General features: G+C 63.1%; 20 protein-coding genes. 10 read left to right on the top strand and 10 right to left on the bottom strand.

Annotated elements, in window-relative coordinates:
* Positions 1–112: 112 nt before the first annotated feature.
* The 9 genes from EN850_RS03570 to EN850_RS03530 all read left to right on the top strand — a co-directional run bounded on the left by EN850_RS03570 (position 113) and on the right by EN850_RS03530 (position 8,558).
* Positions 113–895 (top strand): ABC transporter substrate-binding protein, encoded by a 783-nt coding sequence (locus tag EN850_RS03570; protein WP_136090650.1) that lies wholly within the window; start codon positions 113–115, stop codon positions 893–895.
* A gap of 66 nt (positions 896–961) precedes the next feature.
* Positions 962–1,609, top strand: coding sequence for an amino acid ABC transporter permease (locus tag EN850_RS03565; RefSeq protein WP_136090649.1), 648 nt, complete (start codon positions 962–964; stop codon positions 1,607–1,609).
* 13 nt (positions 1,610–1,622) lie between these two features.
* A complete protein-coding gene (locus EN850_RS03560; protein ID WP_127869533.1) occupies positions 1,623–2,282 on the top strand; it encodes an amino acid ABC transporter permease in 660 nt (219 codons plus the stop codon).
* The gene (locus EN850_RS03555) at positions 2,279–3,043 is read left to right on the top strand and encodes an amino acid ABC transporter ATP-binding protein (RefSeq protein WP_127869534.1); all 765 of its coding nucleotides are present in this window, start codon (positions 2,279–2,281) and stop codon (positions 3,041–3,043) included. Before EN850_RS03560 ends, EN850_RS03555 begins: the two co-directional genes overlap by 4 nt.
* Positions 3,044–3,051: 8 nt before the next feature.
* A complete protein-coding gene (locus EN850_RS03550; protein ID WP_136090648.1) occupies positions 3,052–4,692 on the top strand; it encodes a N,N-dimethylformamidase beta subunit family domain-containing protein in 1,641 nt (546 codons plus the stop codon).
* A 1-nt stretch (position 4,693) separates the two neighbouring features.
* On the top strand, positions 4,694–6,070 hold the full coding sequence (locus EN850_RS03545; RefSeq protein WP_127869536.1) for an aspartate aminotransferase family protein: 1,377 nt from the start codon (positions 4,694–4,696) through the stop codon (positions 6,068–6,070).
* 5 nt (positions 6,071–6,075) lie between these two features.
* The gene (locus tag EN850_RS03540; RefSeq protein ID WP_136090647.1) at positions 6,076–7,005 is read left to right on the top strand and encodes a 3-keto-5-aminohexanoate cleavage protein; all 930 of its coding nucleotides are present in this window, start codon (positions 6,076–6,078) and stop codon (positions 7,003–7,005) included.
* A 9-nt stretch (positions 7,006–7,014) separates the two neighbouring features.
* Positions 7,015–7,533, top strand: a complete 519-nt coding sequence (locus EN850_RS03535) for a GNAT family N-acetyltransferase (RefSeq protein ID WP_127280114.1) — start codon at positions 7,015–7,017, stop codon at positions 7,531–7,533.
* The gene (locus tag EN850_RS03530) at positions 7,530–8,558 is read left to right on the top strand and encodes a histone deacetylase family protein (protein WP_135864169.1); all 1,029 of its coding nucleotides are present in this window, start codon (positions 7,530–7,532) and stop codon (positions 8,556–8,558) included. Before EN850_RS03535 ends, EN850_RS03530 begins: the two co-directional genes overlap by 4 nt.
* A gap of 15 nt (positions 8,559–8,573) precedes the next feature.
* Here the strand turns inward: EN850_RS03530 and EN850_RS03525 are convergent, their stop codons facing one another.
* The 5 genes from EN850_RS03525 to EN850_RS03505 form a co-directional block, all read right to left on the bottom strand.
* Positions 8,574–9,836, bottom strand: coding sequence for a cysteine desulfurase-like protein (locus EN850_RS03525; protein WP_189590974.1), 1,263 nt, complete (start codon positions 9,834–9,836; stop codon positions 8,574–8,576).
* A gap of 46 nt (positions 9,837–9,882) precedes the next feature.
* Entirely contained in the window at positions 9,883–10,950 is a 1,068-nt protein-coding gene (locus tag EN850_RS03520; protein WP_136090646.1) for an aldo/keto reductase, read from the bottom strand.
* A gap of 118 nt (positions 10,951–11,068) precedes the next feature.
* A complete protein-coding gene (locus EN850_RS03515) occupies positions 11,069–11,530 on the bottom strand; it encodes a hypothetical protein (RefSeq protein ID WP_135932270.1) in 462 nt (153 codons plus the stop codon).
* Between the two features lie 368 nt (positions 11,531–11,898).
* Positions 11,899–12,147 (bottom strand): hypothetical protein, encoded by a 249-nt coding sequence (locus tag EN850_RS36250; protein WP_189522157.1) that lies wholly within the window; start codon positions 12,145–12,147, stop codon positions 11,899–11,901.
* A gap of 15 nt (positions 12,148–12,162) precedes the next feature.
* Complete coding sequence (locus EN850_RS03505; RefSeq protein WP_135915492.1) at positions 12,163–12,669, bottom strand: DUF1993 family protein; 507 nt, start codon at positions 12,667–12,669, stop codon at positions 12,163–12,165.
* 140 nt (positions 12,670–12,809) lie between these two features.
* Between EN850_RS03505 and EN850_RS03500 the strand changes: the two genes are divergently transcribed.
* A complete protein-coding gene (locus tag EN850_RS03500; protein ID WP_136090645.1) occupies positions 12,810–13,859 on the top strand; it encodes a DUF1176 domain-containing protein in 1,050 nt (349 codons plus the stop codon).
* Positions 13,860–13,869: 10 nt separating this feature from the next.
* Here EN850_RS03500 and EN850_RS03495 read toward each other — a convergent pair whose 3' ends face one another.
* From EN850_RS03495 to EN850_RS03470, 5 genes are all read right to left on the bottom strand, one after another.
* Positions 13,870–14,724, bottom strand: coding sequence for an alpha/beta hydrolase (locus EN850_RS03495; RefSeq protein ID WP_135915490.1), 855 nt, complete (start codon positions 14,722–14,724; stop codon positions 13,870–13,872).
* A 236-nt stretch (positions 14,725–14,960) separates the two neighbouring features.
* Positions 14,961–16,571: a molybdopterin-binding/glycosyltransferase family 2 protein gene (locus EN850_RS03485; protein WP_136090644.1), complete on the bottom strand. Its 1,611-nt coding sequence runs from the start codon at positions 16,569–16,571 to the stop codon at positions 14,961–14,963.
* The gene (locus EN850_RS03480; RefSeq protein WP_136090643.1) at positions 16,568–17,272 is read right to left on the bottom strand and encodes an XdhC family protein; all 705 of its coding nucleotides are present in this window, start codon (positions 17,270–17,272) and stop codon (positions 16,568–16,570) included. The genes EN850_RS03485 and EN850_RS03480 overlap by 4 nt, the downstream gene beginning before the upstream one ends.
* Before the next feature lie 6 nt (positions 17,273–17,278).
* Positions 17,279–17,617: an XdhC family protein gene (locus tag EN850_RS03475; RefSeq protein WP_127280086.1), complete on the bottom strand. Its 339-nt coding sequence runs from the start codon at positions 17,615–17,617 to the stop codon at positions 17,279–17,281.
* A gap of 49 nt (positions 17,618–17,666) precedes the next feature.
* Positions 17,667–18,917: a VWA domain-containing protein gene (locus EN850_RS03470; protein WP_135915487.1), complete on the bottom strand. Its 1,251-nt coding sequence runs from the start codon at positions 18,915–18,917 to the stop codon at positions 17,667–17,669.
* Position 18,918: the final 1 nt, after the last annotated feature.

The following is an 18,918-nucleotide window of genomic DNA, read 5'->3' as shown; positions in this document are numbered from 1 at the left end:
CCATTATCTATTTGCGCAATGCTGGAGCAAAGGCAATCATTGACATCAGGAGAGCGCCCCAACGCCTCCCAAGAACAAGCCTTCGCGCTCCATCCAGAGGACAGAAATTCAGATGAACAAGGTATTTTCCGGCATCGCGGTTGCCGCACTGCTGCTTGCTTCGGCCTTCACCGCCGTTTCGGCCAGCGCCGACGATCTCGAAACGATCAACTCGGCGGGCGAACTGAAGATTTCGATGAGCGGGCAGTATCCGCCCTTCAACTTCGTCAACGACCAGAACGAGGTTGTCGGCTTCGACGCCGATATCGGCAAGGCCATCGCCGAACGCATCGGCGTCAAGGGCACCATCATCACTACCGCCTGGGACGGCATCATCGCCGGCCTGCTCGCAAACAAATACGACACCGTGGTCGGCTCGATGACGATCACGCCCGAGCGCGAGAAAGTCGTCGATTTCGTCGGCCCCTACTATCACGCCGGCCGCGCGGTCTTCGTGAACCAGGATTCCAAGGTGCAGAGCCTCGACGACCTCAAGGGCAAGACCCTTGGCGTGACGCTGGGCGAGACGCACGAGAAATGGGCGCGCGCGCAGGGTGGCTGGGATGTCCGCACCTACAAGGGCTTGCCGGAATTGTTGCTGGAATTGAAGGCGGGCCGTGTCGATGCCATCGTCGTCGACAACATTCCGGTCATGGTCGCCGTCAAGGAAACCGGCGAGAAGGTGCGCAGGCTCAACACGCCTGACATCGAAGGCGGCAGCGTCGCCATCGGCATAGCCATCCGCAAGGACAATCCGGAGCTCAAGGCCGCCATGCAGAAGGCATTGGACGGGATGATGGCAGACGGCACCTACGAGAAGATCTCCAAGCAGTGGGTCGGCACCGACATCCGCTAATTCCATCCGGTTTTCAGGCGGCCAGGTCGCCTGAAAACCAAACGACATTCCTGCCGGGTAGACCCCATGGATTTCTCCTTGATGAGCCGTGTCTTCCCGTTTTTCGTGGAAGCGGCGCTCGTGACGCTGGAACTGACAGTGCTGGCCCTGGTTCTGGGGCTGGCGGCCGCGGCGCTGGCGGCGGCCGCCCGGATGTCGAGATCGGCGATGCTGCGGGCCGTCGGCACTGTCTATGTCAGCCTGTTTCGCGGCACACCCTGCCTGATCCAGCTGTTCGTGTTCTATTTCGGCGGGCCGCAGATCGGCATCAATCTGGAGCCGTCCACGGCTGGTGTGATCGGCCTTGGCCTCAACATCGGCGCCTATATGGCGGAATCGATCCGGGGCGCGGTGATGGCGGTCGACCGCGGCCAGACGGAGGCTGCCCGCACAATCGGATTCAGCCGTTTGCAGACCTTGCGCAAAGTCGTGCTGCCGCAGGCCGCGAGGCTGATGATCCGCCCGCTCGGCGTCAACACGGTCGCCTTGCTGAAGGGGTCCGCGCTGGTGTCCACCATTTCGGTGGTGGAGTTGACCTATACGGCCCAGCGTTTCATCGGCTCCACCTACAAGCCGTTCGAGATTTTCGGCGTCGCGGCCCTGCTTTACATGATCATGGTCTACGCCATTGCCCGCATTGTCGACATGCTCGACAAGCGCTTTGCCATCATCTGATCGGGGAAGTGTGATGCAAGGTCTCGATTTCAGCGTCGTCGTGCCGTACTGGGACCTTCTTCTGACAGGCGCCTGGTGGACATCGGTGCTGACGGTCTCGGCTGGAGCCCTCAGTTTCGCCTTCGGCATCCTGTTCGCCGTCATCGTCCTCTACGCACCGGCGATGCTGGCCTACCCGGTGCGCGCCTTCATGTGGGTGTTCATGGGTACGCCGCTGCTGCTGCAACTTTTCCTGATCTATTTCGGACTGGTGCAGATCGGCATCGACATCCCTGCCCTTGCCGCCGGCATCATCGGGCTTGGGCTGCATTTTGCCGTCTACAATGCCGATGTCATTCGCGCGGGCATCGTGGCGGTCGACGTCGGCCAAACGGAAGGCGCGCGCAGCATCGGCTTCGGCAAATGGCAGGCGCTGCGCTACGTCGTCATACCGCAAGCCATCCGCAACACGGCGCCGCCGATCGGCGGCAACCTGATCGCGCTGCTGAAGGAATCCTCCATCGTCTCGGTCATCGGTATCGCGGAGTTGGTCCACTCGGCGCAACTGGCGATCAGCGAAACGTTCCGCCCGTTCGAATTCTACATTACGGCTGCCGTGCTCTACTACATTCTCAACCTTGTGCTCGAGGCGGCCTTGCATCGGTTTGAACGGCATGTGGAGGTTTCCCGATGAGCACGCAGAGGCCAATGGTGGAGGTGCGCGGGGCACGCAAATCCTTCGGCGCCGTCGAGGTTCTCAGGGGCATCGACCTGTCGGTCGAGCGTGGGCAGATCGTGGCGATCATCGGGCCGAGCGGCTCCGGGAAGAGCACGCTGCTGCGCTCGATCAATCATCTCGAGACATTGAACGGTGGCGAAGTCTGGCTGGACGGCGTGCAGGTCAACCAGCCACTGCATGGCCAGGCCTTCGAGCGGCACATCAACAAGGTGCGCCAGCAAATGGGCATGGTGTTCCAGCACTTCAACCTGTTCCCGCATCTGACCGTGATCGAGAACATCACCATGGGGCCGGTGATCCTGAAAGGCATGCCGAAAGCCGATGCCAAGGCGCTCGCGCACGAGCTCCTCTCCAAGGTCGGGCTCGCCGACAAGATCGACGCCTACCCCTCACGGCTTTCGGGCGGCCAGAAGCAGCGTGTGGCGATTGCCCGTGCTCTGGCCATGCAGCCCAAGGTGATGCTGTTCGATGAAGCCACTTCGGCGCTCGACCCGGAACTGGTCGACGAGGTCAACGCGGTGATGAAACAGCTTGCCGCCGAACACATGACCATGCTCATCGTAACGCATGAGATGCGCTTTGCCGGCGAGGTCGCCGACCGGGTGCTGTTCATGGATGGCGGCGTGGTTGTCGAGGAAGGCCCGCCAGCCGAGATCTTTCGCGCGCCGCGAAAGGAACGCACGCGCGGCTTCCTCAAGAAATATCTTTCCGCCTGAGCATGATGATGACCAGATATCCCACGGAATTCCCCGATTTCGGACTGACGGCGGAGCAGCGCCGCCACGCGGTTCGCGGCCACTATTACGAGTGGCCAGGCATGGATGGCGAGCGCGGCGAGATCTGGTGCTACAGCGACCGGTTTTCGTATCGCGCCGGCGAGACGGTTACGCTGCATGTCAGTTCCACAGCTCCGTCATTCAGCATGACCATCACCCGTGACGGCGGCACCGAGACGAAAGTGTTCGAGACATCCGGCATCGCGTCGCGCTGGCAGGTCAGTCCGGACCAATGCTCGGCCGAAGGCTGCGGCTGGGAATCCTCCTTTGAATTCCGTGTGGAAAACGACTGGCCGTCCGGCGCCTATCGCGTGACTCTGACCGCCGACGGGCGCGACGGCAAGCCGATCCAAAGTCACCACATCTTTATCGTCTCGCCCCAACCGGGCAAGAAGCCGGGCCGAGTGCTGCAGGTGGCGGCGACGGGCACCTGGCTCGCATACAACACCTGGGGCGGTTCCAACCATTATCAGGGCATTACCGGGCCCGACCGCGACCAGTACTCGCCCATCGTGTCGACGCAGCGCCCCTGGTGCCGCGGCTTTGCCGTGCTGCCTGCGGACGCGCCGCGCGTGCCGCTGGAAGTCGCGGTGCCGCCGAAGACGGTGCCGCGCTATCCGCACATGGAATGGGCGCTCGCCACCGGCCATTCGAAGAAATACGCCTCGTCGGGCTGGGCCAGCTACGACAGCCATTTTTTTCGCTTTGCCGAACGGGCCGGCTATGATGCCGATCTGACCAGCCAGCACGACCTGCATTTCTCGCCCGAGATTCTCGACGGCTACGACTGCGCGGTCTTCGTCGGCCATGACGAATACTGGACCTGGGAAATGCGCGATGCCGTCGACTTCTATGTCGAGCGCGGCGGCCATGCGGCGCGCTTTGCCGGCAATTTCATGTGGCAAACCCGGCTGGAGGATGAAGGCCGCCGGCAGGTTTGCTACAAATACCGCGCGCGGGCCGAAGACCCCGCCTATCGCGGCGGCGACGTGACACGCGCCACCAATTCCTGGGAAGCGCCCGAAATCGGCAGGCCGGGTGCCGCGACCTTCGGGCTCAACGCCACCCGTGGCCTTTACGCGGGCTGGGGCGGCTGCGCGCCGCGCGGCGTGCGCGGGTTTCCGGTCTACCGGCCAGAGCACTGGGCCTTTGCCGGGACCGGCATCTATTATGGCGACCTGCTGGGCGCCGACAGCCATGTCTATGGCTATGAGGTCGACGGGCTCGATTTCGAGATCCGTGGCGGCCTGCCCTACCCGACCGCGACCAGCGGCGCGCCCGATGGCTTGCAGGTGCTGGCCGTCGGCATGGCCAGCCAGGTCGAGGAAACCGCCGACATCCCGGTCGAGGACCAGTTCCTCACCGACGAGGATGGCCGCTTCAGCGCCGAGACGCTGTTCGGCGACAGGAGCGACGCCAATCTCGAAAAGGTCAAACGCAGCAATGGCATGATCGTCAATTTTCCACGCGGCAAGGGCGAGGTGTTCCACGCCGGAAGCTGCGAATGGGTCGCCGGCCTGCTAAGACAAGACCCGATGGTCGAACGGGTTACCCAGAATGTCCTCGATCGCTATCTTGGAAAGTCCTGACATGTCGAAAGTCCAGCATGCCGCCGAAACTCGGCGAGAATCGCATCTCTTCTATCTGTCCAGCCTGCGCCGACCGCTCATCGATCGCGCCGAAGGCATCTACATGTGGACGCAGGATGGCCGCCGTTTCATCGACGGATCGAGCGGCCCGATGGTCGCCAATATCGGCCATTCCAACCGCAATGTGCTCGATGCCATGAAGCGGCAGATGGACCGCGCCACCTTCGCCTACCGGCTGCATTTCGAAAACGAGCCAGCGGAAGAACTGGCGCGAGAACTTGCCGGCAAGCTTCCGCAAGGCATGGACCGCATCTTCTTCGTCTCCGGCGGCTCGGAGGCGACGGAATCCTGCATCAAGCTGGCCCGGCAATGGGCCGTCGCCACCGGCCAGGCCGGCCGCTGGAAAGTGATCACCCGCTTTCCTTCCTATCATGGCGGCACGCTGGGTTCGCTTTCGATCACCGGCGACGATGCGCTGGCCGAGACTTTTACGCCGATGATGCGGGTGATGCCGACCGTGCCGGCACCAACCGCCTGGCGCGACCGCGACAATTTCTCGATGGAGCAGCGCGGCGTCCGCTATGCCGACATGCTGGAGGAAAAGATCCTCGCCGAAGGCCCCGAAAGCGTCGTCGCCTTCATCATGGAGCCGATCGGCGGCGCGGCGACCGCCGCGCTGGTGGCGCCCGACAGCTACTATGCGCGCATCCGCGAAATCTGCGACCGCTACGGCATCCTGCTCATCCACGACGAAGTGATGAGCGGTGCGGGCCGCACCGGCAAATTCCTCGGCGGCGACCATTGGAACTGCAAGCCGGACATCGTCGCGCTGTCGAAAGGGCTGGGATCGGGCTACGCGCCGCTCGGCGCGCTGGCGGCGCCGATGCGGCTGGTCGAGCCGCTGCTCGCCACCGGCGGCTTCCAGCACGGCCACACCTATGCCGGCAATCCGCTGGCCTGCGCCGCCGGGCTTGCGGTGCTGGGCGAAATGGACCGGCTCGACCTGATCGCCAATGCGGCTGCCATGGGCGATGTGCTGATGGACGGCCTGAAGGCACTTGCGAAACGCTTTCCATTCATTGCCGATGTGCGCGGCAAGGGGCTGCTTACGGGCGCCGAAATGGTCGCCGATCCGGAAACTCTGAAGCCGATCGACCAGCCCAAGAAAGCGACGCAACGGCTGCTCGACCTCGCCTATGAGCGCGGACTGATCATCTACGGCCGCAGGGTCAAGGGCGGCGTCGACGGTGACAATTTCATGGTGGCGCCGCCGATGATCGTCACCAGCGAGCAGGTCGGCGAGATCATCTCCATCATCGGCGACTCGCTCGAAATCCTGGCCGGCGAACTGGACCTGCCGGTCGAAGGCCGAGGGTAGAAGAAATGGCGCCGCGAAAAGTCATCATCACCTGCGCCGTCACCGGTTCGGTGCATACGCCGTCCATGTCGCCCCATCTGCCGGTGACGCCGGACCAGATCGCGGCGGACGCCATCGCCGCGGCCGAAGCGGGGGCCTCGATCCTCCATCTGCATGCCCGCGACCCCAGGGATGGCCGCCCGACCGCCGACCCCGAGGTGTTCATGCAGTTCCTGCCGCGCATCAGGCAGGCGACCGACGCAGTGATCAACATCACCACCGGCGGCTCCTCGCTGATGACATTGGACCAACGGTTGGCGGCACCGCTGCGGGCTGAACCCGAAATGTGTTCGCTCAACATGGGTTCGATGAATTTCGCGCTGTTCCCAATGCTCGACAAGCCAAGGGAATGGCAGCACGAATGGGAGCCGAGGCTACTCGAAGCAACCCGCGACACCATCTTCAAAAACACCTTCGCCGACATGGAAGGCGTGCTCGAGCGGCTTGGCAAAGGCTGCGGCACCCGCTTCGAGTTCGAGTGTTACGATGTCGGCCACCTCTATTCGTTGGCGCATTTCCGCGACCGGGGGCTGGTGTCCGGGCCGCTGTTCATCCAGTTCGTGCTTGGCATACTGGGCGGTATCGGCGCCGACCCGGACAATCTCATCCATATGAAGCGGATCGCCGACAAATTGTTCGGCGACAGCTATCAATTCTCGGTGCTGGCCGCCGGCCGCCAGCAGATGCCACTGATCTCGATCGCCGCGGCGATGGGCGGAAATGTGCGTGTCGGGCTGGAGGACAGTCTCTACGACGGCCGCCAATTGGCGAAATCCAACGCCGACCAGGTGCGCCGCATCCGTGGCATTCTCGATGGGCTGTCGCTGGAGGTTGCCACACCGGCGGAAGCGCGCGACATGCTGGCGCTCAAGGGCGGCGACCGCGTGGCTTTTTGAGACAAGACCGTGACCAATCCAGCCTCCAATGATGTCCTCCTTCGCCCTGGCACCATCGATGACGTCGAAACCATCCACGCGGCGATCCTGAAGCTCGGCACCCATATCGGCGCGCCCGAGGAAATCATCTCGACGGCGGACGATCTCAGAACCTGGGGCTTCGGCGCAAAGCCCGCTTTCTCGACGCTGATCGCCGAAGTGGATGGCGAGTTCGCCGGATTGTGCCTGCATTTCCCGATCTTCTCGACCTGGATGGGGCGGCCTGGCGTCTATGTGCAGGACCTCTATGTCGAAGACCGGTTCCGTGGCCGCAAGATCGGCGAACGCCTGCTGCGCCGCGTGGCGGCGGAATGCCGCAGGGATGGCGGCGTTTATCTGAGGCTGTCCGTCGACACCGACAATGAGGGCGCCAAGGCTTTTTACGAGAGGCTGGGCATTGCCTGGTCGAGCTACGAGCAGACGCAGAAAATCATCGGCGAGGCGTTTTTCGCCTTCGCCGACACGCCGGAAAATGGGGACCAGCCATGAAAGCCTTCTACGCGCAGGAGCAGAAGCGGCACGACCCCAAGGCTTTCCTTTCCAGCGGTGCCGCGCAACCAAATCCTGAAAAACCGGAACGCGTCGAAAGATTATTAGCCGGCGCAAGGTCTGCGGGTTGCACCATCGAAAGACCCGGGAATCATGGGCTCGGCCCGGTCTCCGCCGTGCATACGCCCGAATATCTCGACTTCCTCGAACATATTTTCGAGCGCTGGCAGCGGATCGACGGAGCGTCGGCGGAGGTCATCCCCAATATCCACCCGATCGCCCGCAACGGCTCCTATCCGGCCTCCGCTGTCGGCCAGGCCGGTTATCATATGGCAGACACGGCCTGCCCGATCTCGGGCGAGACATGGCAGAGCGCGCTGTGGAGCGCCTGGAGCGCCGTCGAGGCGGCGGAAACGGTGATGGCAGGCGCTTCCGGCGCCTATGCGCTGTGCCGGCCGCCTGGCCATCACGCTTTTGCCGATGTCGCCGGCGGCTTCTGCTTCATCAACAATTCGGCCGTCGCGGCACAGGTGCTGCGTAGACAGGCGGCCCGCGTGGCGATCCTCGATGTCGACCTGCATCACGGCAACGGCACGCAAGGCATCTTCTATGCGCGGTCCGACGTGTTGACCGTCTCCCTGCATGCCGATCCGGTGCGCTTCTACCCGTTCTTCTGGGGCCATGCCGACGAGCGCGGCGAAGGTCCCGGCCTCGGCTACAATTTCAACCTGCCGCTGCCGCGCAAATCCGCGGATGCGGCATTTCTGGAAGCGCTCGGCGTGGCGTTCCAGCGCATCCGCGCCTTCTCTCCCGATGCGCTGGTCGTGGCGTTCGGCCTCGACGCGTTCGAGGGCGATCCGTTCGGCGGGCTTTCGGTGACGACGCCAGGCTTCTCGCGCATCGGCGAGGCGATCGCCGGGCTCGACCTGCCGACGGTCATCGTCCAGGAAGGCGGCTATCTCTGCGACGAACTCGGCGACAATCTCACCGCCTTCCTCACCGGTTTTGGCGGCAAGGCGCGCTGAGCGTTCAAGCCCGCATCAGGACCGTTGCTGCCTGAGCATGGCAATCACCCGGTGCACGCTTTCCAGCGTCTCGTCGATTTCGGACGCCGTGTTGTAATGCGCGATGCCGATGCGCACGGCGCCTTGCTCGGCCGGAATGCCGAGCTGGTGGACGATCTCCCAGGCATAGTTGTGACCCGACCACAGGAAGATGTTTTCGGCGTTCATCTGCCGCACGATCGTTTCGGGCACTATGCCGTCCACGGTGAAGGAAACAGTCGGCACGCGATCGCCGAGCCGGTTCGGATCGGTGATGCCATGGATCGCCAGCCCTGAAATATCGGACAGACCATCGATCAACCTTTGCGCCAGCGGGTTTTCATAGGCGATGGAGACTTCGAACGCCTTGGCAATCCTGCGCCTTCTCGATCCGCCCTCGCCGGCGCCGAGGTCGGCAAAATAGTCAATTGCGGCGGTGAGGCCGGCCATCAGTTCGATCTGCGGCGTGCCGAGTTCGAAGCGCTCCGGCAGACCGTTCGAGGAACAGCGGCACTTATAGGCCTTCAGACCTTCGAGGATGTCGCGCCGGCCCCACAGGATGCCCATATGCGGGCCGAAGAATTTGTAGGCCGAGCAGATCAAAAAATCGCAACCGAGCTCCTGCACGTCGATCAGGCCATGTGGCGCGAATTGCACGGCATCGACATAGACCAACGCTCCGGCCTTTTTTGCAAGTTGGGTCAAGGACTTGACCCGGTTGATCGAGCCGGTGAGATTGCTGGCGTAGTTCAACGCCACCAACCGTGTTTTCCCAGACAGCAGACCAGCGAGCGTCGCCTCCTCGACCTGCCAGGTCTTTTCGTCGAACGGCAGCCAGCGCACGACGAGGCCGAGATCCTCGGCCAGTTGCAGCCATGGCGACACATTGCCCTCATGGTCCATGCGGGTGAGGATGATCTCGTCGCCTGGCTTCATCGTGCGGCCGAGCGTCCGCGACATGTGATAGGTCAGCGTCGTCATGTTGGCGCCGATGATGATTTCCTGCGGGCTCGCCGCGCCAAGGAAATCGGCCATCGCCTGGTGCGCCTCATCGACGACCTGCTGCGCCGCGATCGTCGTTTCAAAATAGCCGCCTAGATTGGCATTGGTCGTCAAAAGGCAGCGCGAGACCGCATCGGCGACGGCCTGAGGCACCTGCGTCCCGGCGGGATTGTCGAGATAGATGCGCCGGCGCCCTTTGTCGGTGAGCGAGAGAGCGGGAAATTTTCCACGCACGGCCTCGATCGAAAAATCCACCATCGTCTCCACCCCTTTGCTGTTGCTCGACAATTCCGCACCGGCCCGGTCACGGACAGGGATTGCCGACCCGCTGGTGAATGGCGTCCACCGCCTTCTGCATTTCTTGGGTCCAGACGACATCAACCGAGGACAGCGCCATCTCCAGCTGCGAAATGGTTGTCGCGCCGACGATGTTCGATGTGACGAAAGGCCGGCTCGATACATAGGCATTGGCAAACAGCGCCGGCTCCAGGCCGAAAGAGCGCGCCAGTTCATTGTATTCGAGCTGCGCCTCAGCGGCATTGGGCGTCTCATAACGCTGACCGCGGTTGAAGAGCTGCGAGCGCGAGCCCTGCGGGCGGGCGCCGTGATCGTACTTGCCGGTCAGATAACCCTGCGCCAGCGGCGAATAGGCAAGCAGCGACACTCCTTCGCGTTCGCAGACCTCGGCGAGGTTCACCTCGAAGGTCCGGTTGACGAGGTTGTAGGCGTTCTGGATCGAGGCGACGCGCGGACCGATCCCTTTGTCGGCCTCGGCGAGGAAGCGCATCACGCCCCACGAACTCTCGTTCGACAGGCCGAAATGGCGGATTTTTCCTGCCTTCACCAGTTCCTCGAATACCGCAAGCGTCTCGGCGATCGGTGTCTCGCCGACTGGCGCGCCGACAGAATCGGCGCGCCGCGCCACCGCGCCGACGCGCGTCGGGTTGGCGCCCCATGGGATGTCCCGTTCCGGCCAGTGGATTTGATAAAGGTCGAGATAGTCCGTGCCGAGCTTGGTCAGCGACTTGTCGATGGCATCAAAGATATCGGCCCGCACCAATTGCGAGGGTCGGTCGCCGCGAAACCAGCTGTTGGCGGTCCGGCCGACCACCTTTGAGGCGAGGATCACCTTGTCGCGATTGCCCTTGGCCTTCATCCAGCTGCCGATGATCTTCTCGGTCCGCCCTTGCGTCTCCGCCTTGGGCGGGATCGGATAGAGTTCGGCGGTGTCGATGAAATTGACGCCACGCGAGAAGGCCAGGTCCATCTGGGCATGGCCCTCGGCCTCGGTGTTCTGCTGGCCCCAGGTCATCGAACCGAGGCAAATCTGGGTAACAAGAAGATCGGTCCGACCGAGACGGCGTTTGTGCATGGAATTCTGCTCCGGAGGGAAAAACATGCGCGGCTGCGCGGGAGGAAACCTCATCTTATAGGAAAGCGGAGGCGCTCTCCAAGCCTTGCCAGGCCGACTTTTGCGTGAGCAGGGACGGCTAGCGGCGTGCGGCGGCCACGGCGCGGCGCTTGGCCTCGTCGATCAGCATGTTGGCCACTTGCATGCGGATCATCGCGCGCTGGCGCAAATGCGGGGCAACCCGGTCAGGATGGTTGGCAAAAGCAAAGCTGCGGCGCATGCGACTGAAATCGGCAACGACCTTGGGCTGATTCAGTCCCAGTTCGACCGCAATCGATTCAGGATCAATTGGCGGCAATTCTTCTTCCGGCTTCGGTTCTTCGCCAGCCAGGGCCAGCCTAGCCTGCTCAAGCAGGGCGGCAAATTCGCTGGCCAGATCAGCACCAGCCTCGCGATATTCCGCGGCGGATACCTTGATGCGGCCGGAATGGAGTTCATCGGCGACCGAAAGATAGTCGAACGGGATGGATGGGCGCGCGCCGGTCTCGTCGCCCTCGATGCCGTCGCCCTTGTCGGAGGCAACGAAGAGGTCGTCGAGCAACGAAGCGAAATCACGCTTGGCGCTGTTAGCGATGTCAGCCTCCCCCTTGCCTGACTGTCTGGATTGCAGAACTGTCTGGATTGCAGAGCATAGAACCGGCTCGTTAAAAATACATGCCACCGGTCTTAACGAATTTAGCCGTTGCGAGGATTGCTATCGAGGATCAATGGCTCCTCGACCAAAAGCCGGACTGCACTTTCATGCAGTCCGGAAATTCGCCAGGAGTGGCGAGGAAAAACTGGCCACGTGCCAGCGTCGAAGCCTACGAGTCGCGCTGCGCGAAAGTTTCACGGAGCCGAAAAAAAAATTTATGAAAATCATTCGGACATGGCAGGCATGCAAATGCTGCACTGCACAATTGTCACGATTCACGTATATTGTGTGGTGTGGAGGACCAACCAGGAGCCTGAATCATGGGTTTCTTCACGGAAATGTTTGCCCGGCCGCGCCCACAGGAACATCAGAGATATCGTGCGGCGCTGGCGCTGCTTCATTCGATGAGCAGCGCCGAGCGTGCCGACATCGGCATCAAGCCCGCCGATTTCCCGCGTATCGCCCGCGAAATGTCCATCCGCTAGGCTGCATCCCGCGAGATGTCCCGGATCGATCCAGGACATCTCGAACCTCACGCCTCAACGCGATCCTAGGAACGTCGCCTTGCCCAACGGCACGCCATTGTGGCGAAGGATGTCGTAGGCGGTGGTGAGGTGGAAATAGAAGTTGGGCATGGCCACATGCAGCAGATACTGCATGCCGCTCAATGTGGTTTCCCGGCCCCCCAGCTTCAACTCGATCATCCTGTCATCCGACCCGTCGATATCGGCGGCCGAAAAAGTCGCCAGATGGGCCAGTGTCTTGGCGATCCTCGCTTCGAGATCGGCGAAGCTTGCCTCATTGTCTTCGTATTTCGGCACTTCGCGGCTGGCCAGCCGTGAGGGTGCTCCCTTGGCATGGTCGGTGGCGATCTGCACCTGCCGAGTCAAAGCGAACATGTCGGGCGCAAGCCGCGCCGTCAAAAACACCTGCGGGTCGATCTTGCGGTCAAGCGCGTTTTGTTCGGCTGCCGCGAGCACATTGGAAAGTGCTTTCAGCCTGGCTGAAAACACGGGCACGGATGCCTCATACATCGATATCGTCACGTCAGATCTCCTGTCCGGCAGGAACGCCGGCGGGAGGACGTAGCGCCCTCAAGCACGATTCTTCAAGGTGCAGCCGCACTGCGTCACCACGTCGCCGCAATCGCCATGGTAGAATCTTCGTTATCGAGCGGAGATTCCCGATGAGACGCGCCCTTCTCGCAGCGACAGCCCTTCTCTCCCTTGCCACGACAGCTCAGACGGCATTGGCCGCCAGCGATACGCCCGAAACGCCTTACGTCGATGATCGCTCGAGCGCCGATGCGGTCGTCCACTCGCTCTATAGCGCCATCAACCGGCATGAATTCGCCCGCGCCTGGGGCTACTACGGCGATACAAAGCCGGCAAAGGATTTCGATACGTTCGTCAAAGGCTATGACGGCACCGATACGGTGGAGGTCAAGACCGGTCCGATTTCGGACGAGGGCGCGGCGGGCAGCATCTATTACAATGTCCCGGTCGCCATCCAGGCAACTGACAAGAAGGGCGAAGCGAAGGTCTTCGCCGGCTGCTACACGCTGCGCCAGGTCAATGCCCAGATCCAGGCGCCGCCCTTCCAGCCGATCTTTATCGACAAGGGAGCGCTGAAGCCCTCCACCGCGGATTTCGACGAGGCGCTGCCGCCAGGCTGCGGCGACGGTCCGCCGCCGCCGAAGAAGGATACCGCACTGGAGCAAGCCAAGAAGGCCTTCCTGGCGACCTATGGCGACCAGTGTGACAAGCAACTCCTGGCCAATGAGCCGGAGGTCTTTTCGATCAAATACAAGGACAAGAATGCTCAGCCGGGCGACCCGGACAAGGAAACCCGGCTGTTCCATTTCTCTTGCTCGGCCGCCGCCTACAATGATAGCTCGGTCTACTACATGACCGACGAGGTGGACGGCGTCAGGCAACTGCAATTCGCCGAGCCGGAGACGGACATACGCTACGAGAACAACGACAGCGAAGGCAAGCTGTTGAGCGTGACGGTGATCGGCTTCCAGACCACGGGGTGGGCGGTCAATTCCGACTATGACCAGGACACCCACACGATCACCACCTTCAACAAATGGCGGGGCGTCGGCGATGCCTCGGATTCCGGGACCTACCTGTTCCGCAACGGCGATTTCTCGCTGGTCCAGTATGACGTCGATGCGTCCTATGACGGCGAGGAGAATCCGCAGACCATCGTCGACTACAACACGGCGCCCTGAGCCGCACCGATCAGGGCGCCTTGGACAGCATCCAGTTCAGCGTGCCGCGCCAGTCGACCATGCGGATCGGCGTGCCATGCGTGCCGGTCTCGAAGCGGACGAAGCGGGTCGGATAGGTCTTCGACCTGGCTAGGATGGAGCGGAAGAACGCTTCCTGGTTGGCCACGGGAAAGACCACGTCATGGCTGCCCTGGCCGAAGAACACTGGCACGCGACGCTTGAAGGCGGGGCTAGCGAGAAAGCTCTCGTCCCACAGCGATCCGAGCAGCAGCAATCCATTGATGCGCCCGCCCGTATCCTTGCGGGCGGCAAGCTTCCAGCACAGCGCACCGCCCATCGAGCCGCAGGCGACGAAGATTTTCGCGCCCGGGGACTGTTCGGCATAATGGTCGATCAGGGCCGCGACCAGTGCTGCGCCCTTGTCCCCGAAATCAGGAAAATCCGGAGAGATATAGAGCCCGCCATTGCCGGCCATCAGGTTCTTGAGGCGGTTGAAATTGCCGCCGAAGGTGAAGTCGTCGATGCCTTGCTTGCGGCTGCCACCCTGCCCGTGCAGATAGAGCACGATGACGGCGGCCCCTTGCGTCTTGCCGACGGCGACATGCCTGACATCGCCGGCGTCCGTCTTCAGCATCAGATCCTGCTGCGTCTTGCGCACGCCGGTGTCGGCATACTGGGCATGCACGCGCTTTTCCGGCACCTCGTCACGCTGGTTGATATCGCGCATTTCACGGTAGTCGAGGACCGTGTAGGCACCATTTGTGTCGGATGAGAGCGTCGCCGGATAGGCGAAGAGATCGTCTTTGAAGGATTTCAGTTCGAGCGCATTGGCGTGGGCGGCGGAAAACAGGAAAAGCAAGGCCATGAAGGCAGCGCGGCACGCCCCCCTCTGGCCTGCCGGCCATCTCCCCCTCAAGGGGGGAGATTGGACACGCGTTCGGCTTTCGCCATGCTCCAAAGTTGCACGGTGGACACCGTCATCGAAACTGCTGATCTCCCCCCTTGAGGGGGAGATGGCCCGCAGGCCAGAGGGGGGTAGAAGCGCAAACGCTGGTGAACTGAAAAACATCACTCAGGCATGCGTAATTCGGCTCGGGTTTGTCAATCCTGCAGCACGCCGCCCGCGCCTTCGAGAGCCTCTCGGGTGTCAACGTCGACGGACGCGCCCTCGCCGATCTCGACATCGATGACATCGAGCCCCTCGGCCTCGACCAGATGACGTGCGCCGGTATCGCCTTCGAGATGGCCGACGGCCGCGAACAGCGAACGCGGCAGAAGCACCGGATTGCCGCGTTTGCCTTCATGCGAGGCGCGAACCACTGAGTTGCCGCCGGCCTTGCGGAACGCATCGATCAGCCGGTCGAGGTCATCGGATGCGACGCCCGGCATGTCCCCAAGAACGATCATCGCACCCGCGACGTCTTGAGGCAGATAGGCAATTCCGGCCTTCAGGGAGGTCGACAGGCCATCGGCAAAGTCGGGATTGTCGGCGAAGGTGACGTCGAGGCCCGACAGTGCGGCGCGCACCCGCTCGCGCTGATGGCCGGTGACGACGATCGTGCCCGAAGCCTTCGAAGCGAGCGCGCGTTCGGTGGTGCGGCGCACCAGCGGCTGGCCGTCGAACAGCGCCATCAGCTTGTTCGGTCCACCCATGCGGCTCGACCGGCCCGCCGCCAGAAGCACGATTGCAACCTTGAGCCGGTTTTTGGCCGGCAGCGGCTCGCGCGGCTGCGGCCGCGTCGGTATCTCCATCAGCAGGCCGCCGACGCCCATGCCGGCGATGTCGCCCGCCGTGACATCGAGGCCCGCAATCAACCGGTCGAGCACCCAATCGAAGCCGTTCTCCTTGGGGCTGCGGGCACAGCCAGGCGCGCCGATGACGCGCTTGCCGCCGAGTGTGCCGAGCACCAACAGATTGCCGGGATCGACCGGCATGCCGGCACGGACAACATTCCCCCCGGCCCTCTCGATCGCCGCCGGAACGACATCGGCGAAATCGCTCATGGCGGAAGCGCCGAAGATCACCACCATGTCGTTGTCGCGCGCGAGCGCGATGGCGGCCTCGGCGACAGGGCCGATCTCATGCGGCGTGCGGCGCTCCGCCGTCAGCCTGCCGCCCGAGCGCGCGAGCCGGGCTTCGGTGACGCGCAAGGTCTTGTCGAGCACACCGGGCTTGGTGCCCGGCAGCACCGTCTGGATGACGCCGACACGCACCGGCCGATAGGCGTTGACTGCGAAGATTTCGCCGCCTGCGCAGATCTTCATCACGGCGTCGACCAGCGATGAGGCGACCGCGAAGGGGATGATCTTCACCGTCGCAACCATCTGACCCTTCTCGACCGCCGCATGCTGAGCCAGCGTGGCGATGGTGATGGCCGGATCGACGGCATTGATGGCGTCGATGACAGCGGCCTTGACCGTGAAGATACCGGCCGCCTTGGCGTGAAGATTGACCCGACCCGTGGCGGCGGGCCTTGCCTCGATGCCGCCAAAGGTCATGCTCTGCGCAATCGTTTGCGCGGCGGCGTCCTCGCCGAGATCGTCGGAGGCCAGCACGGCGGCGACAACCTGCAGGATACCCGCCCCTTTGAGCGTGGAGACATCTTCGGCGCTCAACCTGTGCGCCTTGCGAAACCGCCTTTCGCCGGCGGTGGTGGCATGGGCCAGCACAGCCCCCTCGGCCGCCTCGATCGGGATCGGACCGAATTTCACGCCACAGCGCCCTTCGCTTCGAGGCCGCGCGAGCGGAAGGCATGGATGGTCTGCGCGAGAATGGCGACGGCGATCTCGGCGGGGCTTGCCGCCCCAATGTCCAGCCCGATCGGCGCGTGAATACGCGCGATCTGGTCGGCACTCGCGCCCAGCGCCAGCAGGCGCTCGACGCGCTTGGCGTGCGTCTTGCTGCTGCCGAGCGCCCCGACATAGAAACAGTTGGCGTCGAGTGCCGCCTTCAGCGCGAAATCATCGATCTTCGGATCATGGGTGACGGCGGCGAGCGCGGTGTAAGCGTCGAGCGGCTGGCGCCCCAGCACATCCTGCGGCCAGTCCGCATGCAAGGCGACATCGGGAAAACGGTCTGATGTGGCAAAGGCGGTGCGCGGATCGATGATCTCCAGCGGATAGCCGGCGATCCGGGCCATCGGCGCGAGTGCTTGGCTGATGTGGACAGCGCCGATCACCACAAGGCGCGGCCGCGGCAGATGCGCATTGAGAAAGAAGGTCCGTCCTTCCGCCTCGACGGAGCCGGAATTGCCGGATCGAAACGCCTTGGCGATCGCCACTCCGAGATCGCCGGCGACGTTGTCCCCCTCGCGCACGATACGGTCGCGACCATCACCGAGATCGGTGACGAGGATCGCCGCGCGGCGGGCGCGCCGCTCGGCATTGAGCGTTTTCAGCGCATAGGGATCCATCCGAGGTCAGCCCAATCGCTCAACATAAACCTTGATGCGGCCGCCACAGGACAGGCCCACCTGCCAGGCCGTCTCATCGGCGACGCCGAACTCAAGCATCCTGGCCTTGCCGGAGCCGATGACGTCGACCGCCTCGGTCACGACGGCGCCCTCGACGCAGCCGCCCGAAACGGAACCGTGGAAATTGCCATCGGCATCGATGACAAGGTGGCTGCCGACCGGACGCGGCGCCGAACCCCAGGTCTCGACCACGGTCGCGATGGCGACATCCTTGCCGTCCTTCATCCAGGCTTCCGCGATGATCAGCGGGTCGCGGGCCTCATCGAGATAGATGCTGTCGCTCATCGTTGCTTCTCTCAGGGTCTGTTTTTTCAAGGAGCCGGGAAACATATGGCTATGCGGCGTGCCTGGCGCCAGCATCCATCCACCGGCGCGGATCGACCGAAAGCGCCGATTTCTTGTCCAGCGATGCGCAGAGATCGGCGAGCGCGTCGAGATTGTGCACCGAGCGGAATTCGTCGACATGCGGCAGCATCGCCTTCACACCGCGAGGGCGCGCCTGAAAACCGTCGAAGCGGAGCAAAGGGTTCAGCCAGATCAGCCGCCGGCAGGATTTGTGCAGCCGCTCCATCTCTTCCGACAAGCCCACGACATCGTCACGCTCCAGCCCGTCGGTGATCAGAAGCACCACGGCGCCCTGCCCCAGCACGCGCCGCGACCATACAAGGTTGAACTCGGCCAGCGTATCGCCGATGCGCGTGCCGCCGGACCAGTCCTTGACCGCCGCCGAACAGTCGGCAAGGGCGGCATCGGGATCGCGGTGGCGCATCTGCCGGGTGAGATTGGTCAGCCGCGTGCCGAAGACAAAGGTATGCACGCGCCGGCGCTTTTCCGTCAGCGCATGCAGGAAATGCAGGAAGATGCGCGTGTACTGGCTCATCGAACCGGAAATGTCGGCCAGCACCACCAGAGGCGGGTGGACTTCGCGGACCGAGCGGAATTTCGGCAGGATCAATTCACCGCCGGTGCGCGCGGCCGCGCGCATCATGGCGCGCGGATCAATGCGGCGGCCGTGCGCATCGGCCTTGAACCGCCTGGTCCGCATCATGTCCACGGGCAGCCGCAACGCCGCGATCGCCTTCCTGGCATCGGCCATCTCGGCTGCGTTCATCTGCGCGAAATCCTTGCCCCGCAACAGCTCGTTGCCGGAGAAAGTGAAGCGGGCATCGACCTCGATCTCCGGGATTTCCCGAGGCGGCTGGTTCTTCTGGTGACCCTCGAACATCGCTTGACTGACACGGCTTTCGGCCGCGCGCGGCTTCTGCTTCTCCCTGACGTCAGGCGCCACCGGCGAAAACATCGCCAGCAGCTTCTCGATCAGTTCACGCGATTTCCAGAACAGCCTGAAGGCTTCGTCGAAGATGGCATGATCCTCGTGCCGGGACACCAGCACGGCGTGCAGCGTCCAGTAGAAATCATCGCGCGAGCCGATGCCGGAGACGAGTACCGCCTCGATGGCGTCCTTGACCGAGGCTGGCCCGACCCGCATGCCGGCCTTGCGCAAGGTGCGGGCGAAATAGACGATGTTGTCGGCGATCCGGCCGTCGGCCGTCGCCTCTCTGGGGTCGGGACGCGGCGCGTTCACT

The sequence above is a fragment of the Mesorhizobium sp. M8A.F.Ca.ET.207.01.1.1 genome (assembly GCF_004794715.1).
Classification (GTDB): domain Bacteria; phylum Pseudomonadota; class Alphaproteobacteria; order Rhizobiales; family Rhizobiaceae; genus Mesorhizobium.
This window is presented reverse-complemented; position numbering and strand designations above follow the sequence as displayed.

Bases quoted from the DNA above. Each gene is read 5' to 3' on its own strand.
- EN850_RS03540 (WP_136090647.1), top strand. From the start codon at position 6,076: ATGGCGCCGCGAAAAGTCATCATCACCTGCGCCGTCACCGGTTCGGTG.
- EN850_RS36250 (WP_189522157.1), bottom strand. From the start codon at position 12,147: ATGTCCTGGATCGATCCGGGACATCTCGCGGGATGCAGCCTAGCGGAT.
- EN850_RS03545 (WP_127869536.1), top strand. From the start codon at position 4,694: ATGTCGAAAGTCCAGCATGCCGCCGAAACTCGGCGAGAATCGCATCTC.
- EN850_RS03500 (WP_136090645.1), top strand. From the start codon at position 12,810: ATGAGACGCGCCCTTCTCGCAGCGACAGCCCTTCTCTCCCTTGCCACG.
- EN850_RS03550 (WP_136090648.1), top strand. From the start codon at position 3,052: ATGACCAGATATCCCACGGAATTCCCCGATTTCGGACTGACGGCGGAG.
- EN850_RS03555 (WP_127869534.1), top strand. From the start codon at position 2,279: ATGAGCACGCAGAGGCCAATGGTGGAGGTGCGCGGGGCACGCAAATCC.
- EN850_RS03475 (WP_127280086.1), bottom strand. From the start codon at position 17,617: ATGAGCGACAGCATCTATCTCGATGAGGCCCGCGACCCGCTGATCATC.
- EN850_RS03495 (WP_135915490.1), bottom strand. From the start codon at position 14,724: ATGGCCTTGCTTTTCCTGTTTTCCGCCGCCCACGCCAATGCGCTCGAA.
- EN850_RS03480 (WP_136090643.1), bottom strand. From the start codon at position 17,272: ATGGATCCCTATGCGCTGAAAACGCTCAATGCCGAGCGGCGCGCCCGC.
- EN850_RS03565 (WP_136090649.1), top strand. From the start codon at position 962: ATGGATTTCTCCTTGATGAGCCGTGTCTTCCCGTTTTTCGTGGAAGCG.
- EN850_RS03560 (WP_127869533.1), top strand. From the start codon at position 1,623: ATGCAAGGTCTCGATTTCAGCGTCGTCGTGCCGTACTGGGACCTTCTT.
- EN850_RS03570 (WP_136090650.1), top strand. From the start codon at position 113: ATGAACAAGGTATTTTCCGGCATCGCGGTTGCCGCACTGCTGCTTGCT.
- EN850_RS03530 (WP_135864169.1), top strand. From the start codon at position 7,530: ATGAAAGCCTTCTACGCGCAGGAGCAGAAGCGGCACGACCCCAAGGCT.
- EN850_RS03520 (WP_136090646.1), bottom strand. From the start codon at position 10,950: ATGCACAAACGCCGTCTCGGTCGGACCGATCTTCTTGTTACCCAGATT.
- EN850_RS03525 (WP_189590974.1), bottom strand. From the start codon at position 9,836: ATGGTGGATTTTTCGATCGAGGCCGTGCGTGGAAAATTTCCCGCTCTC.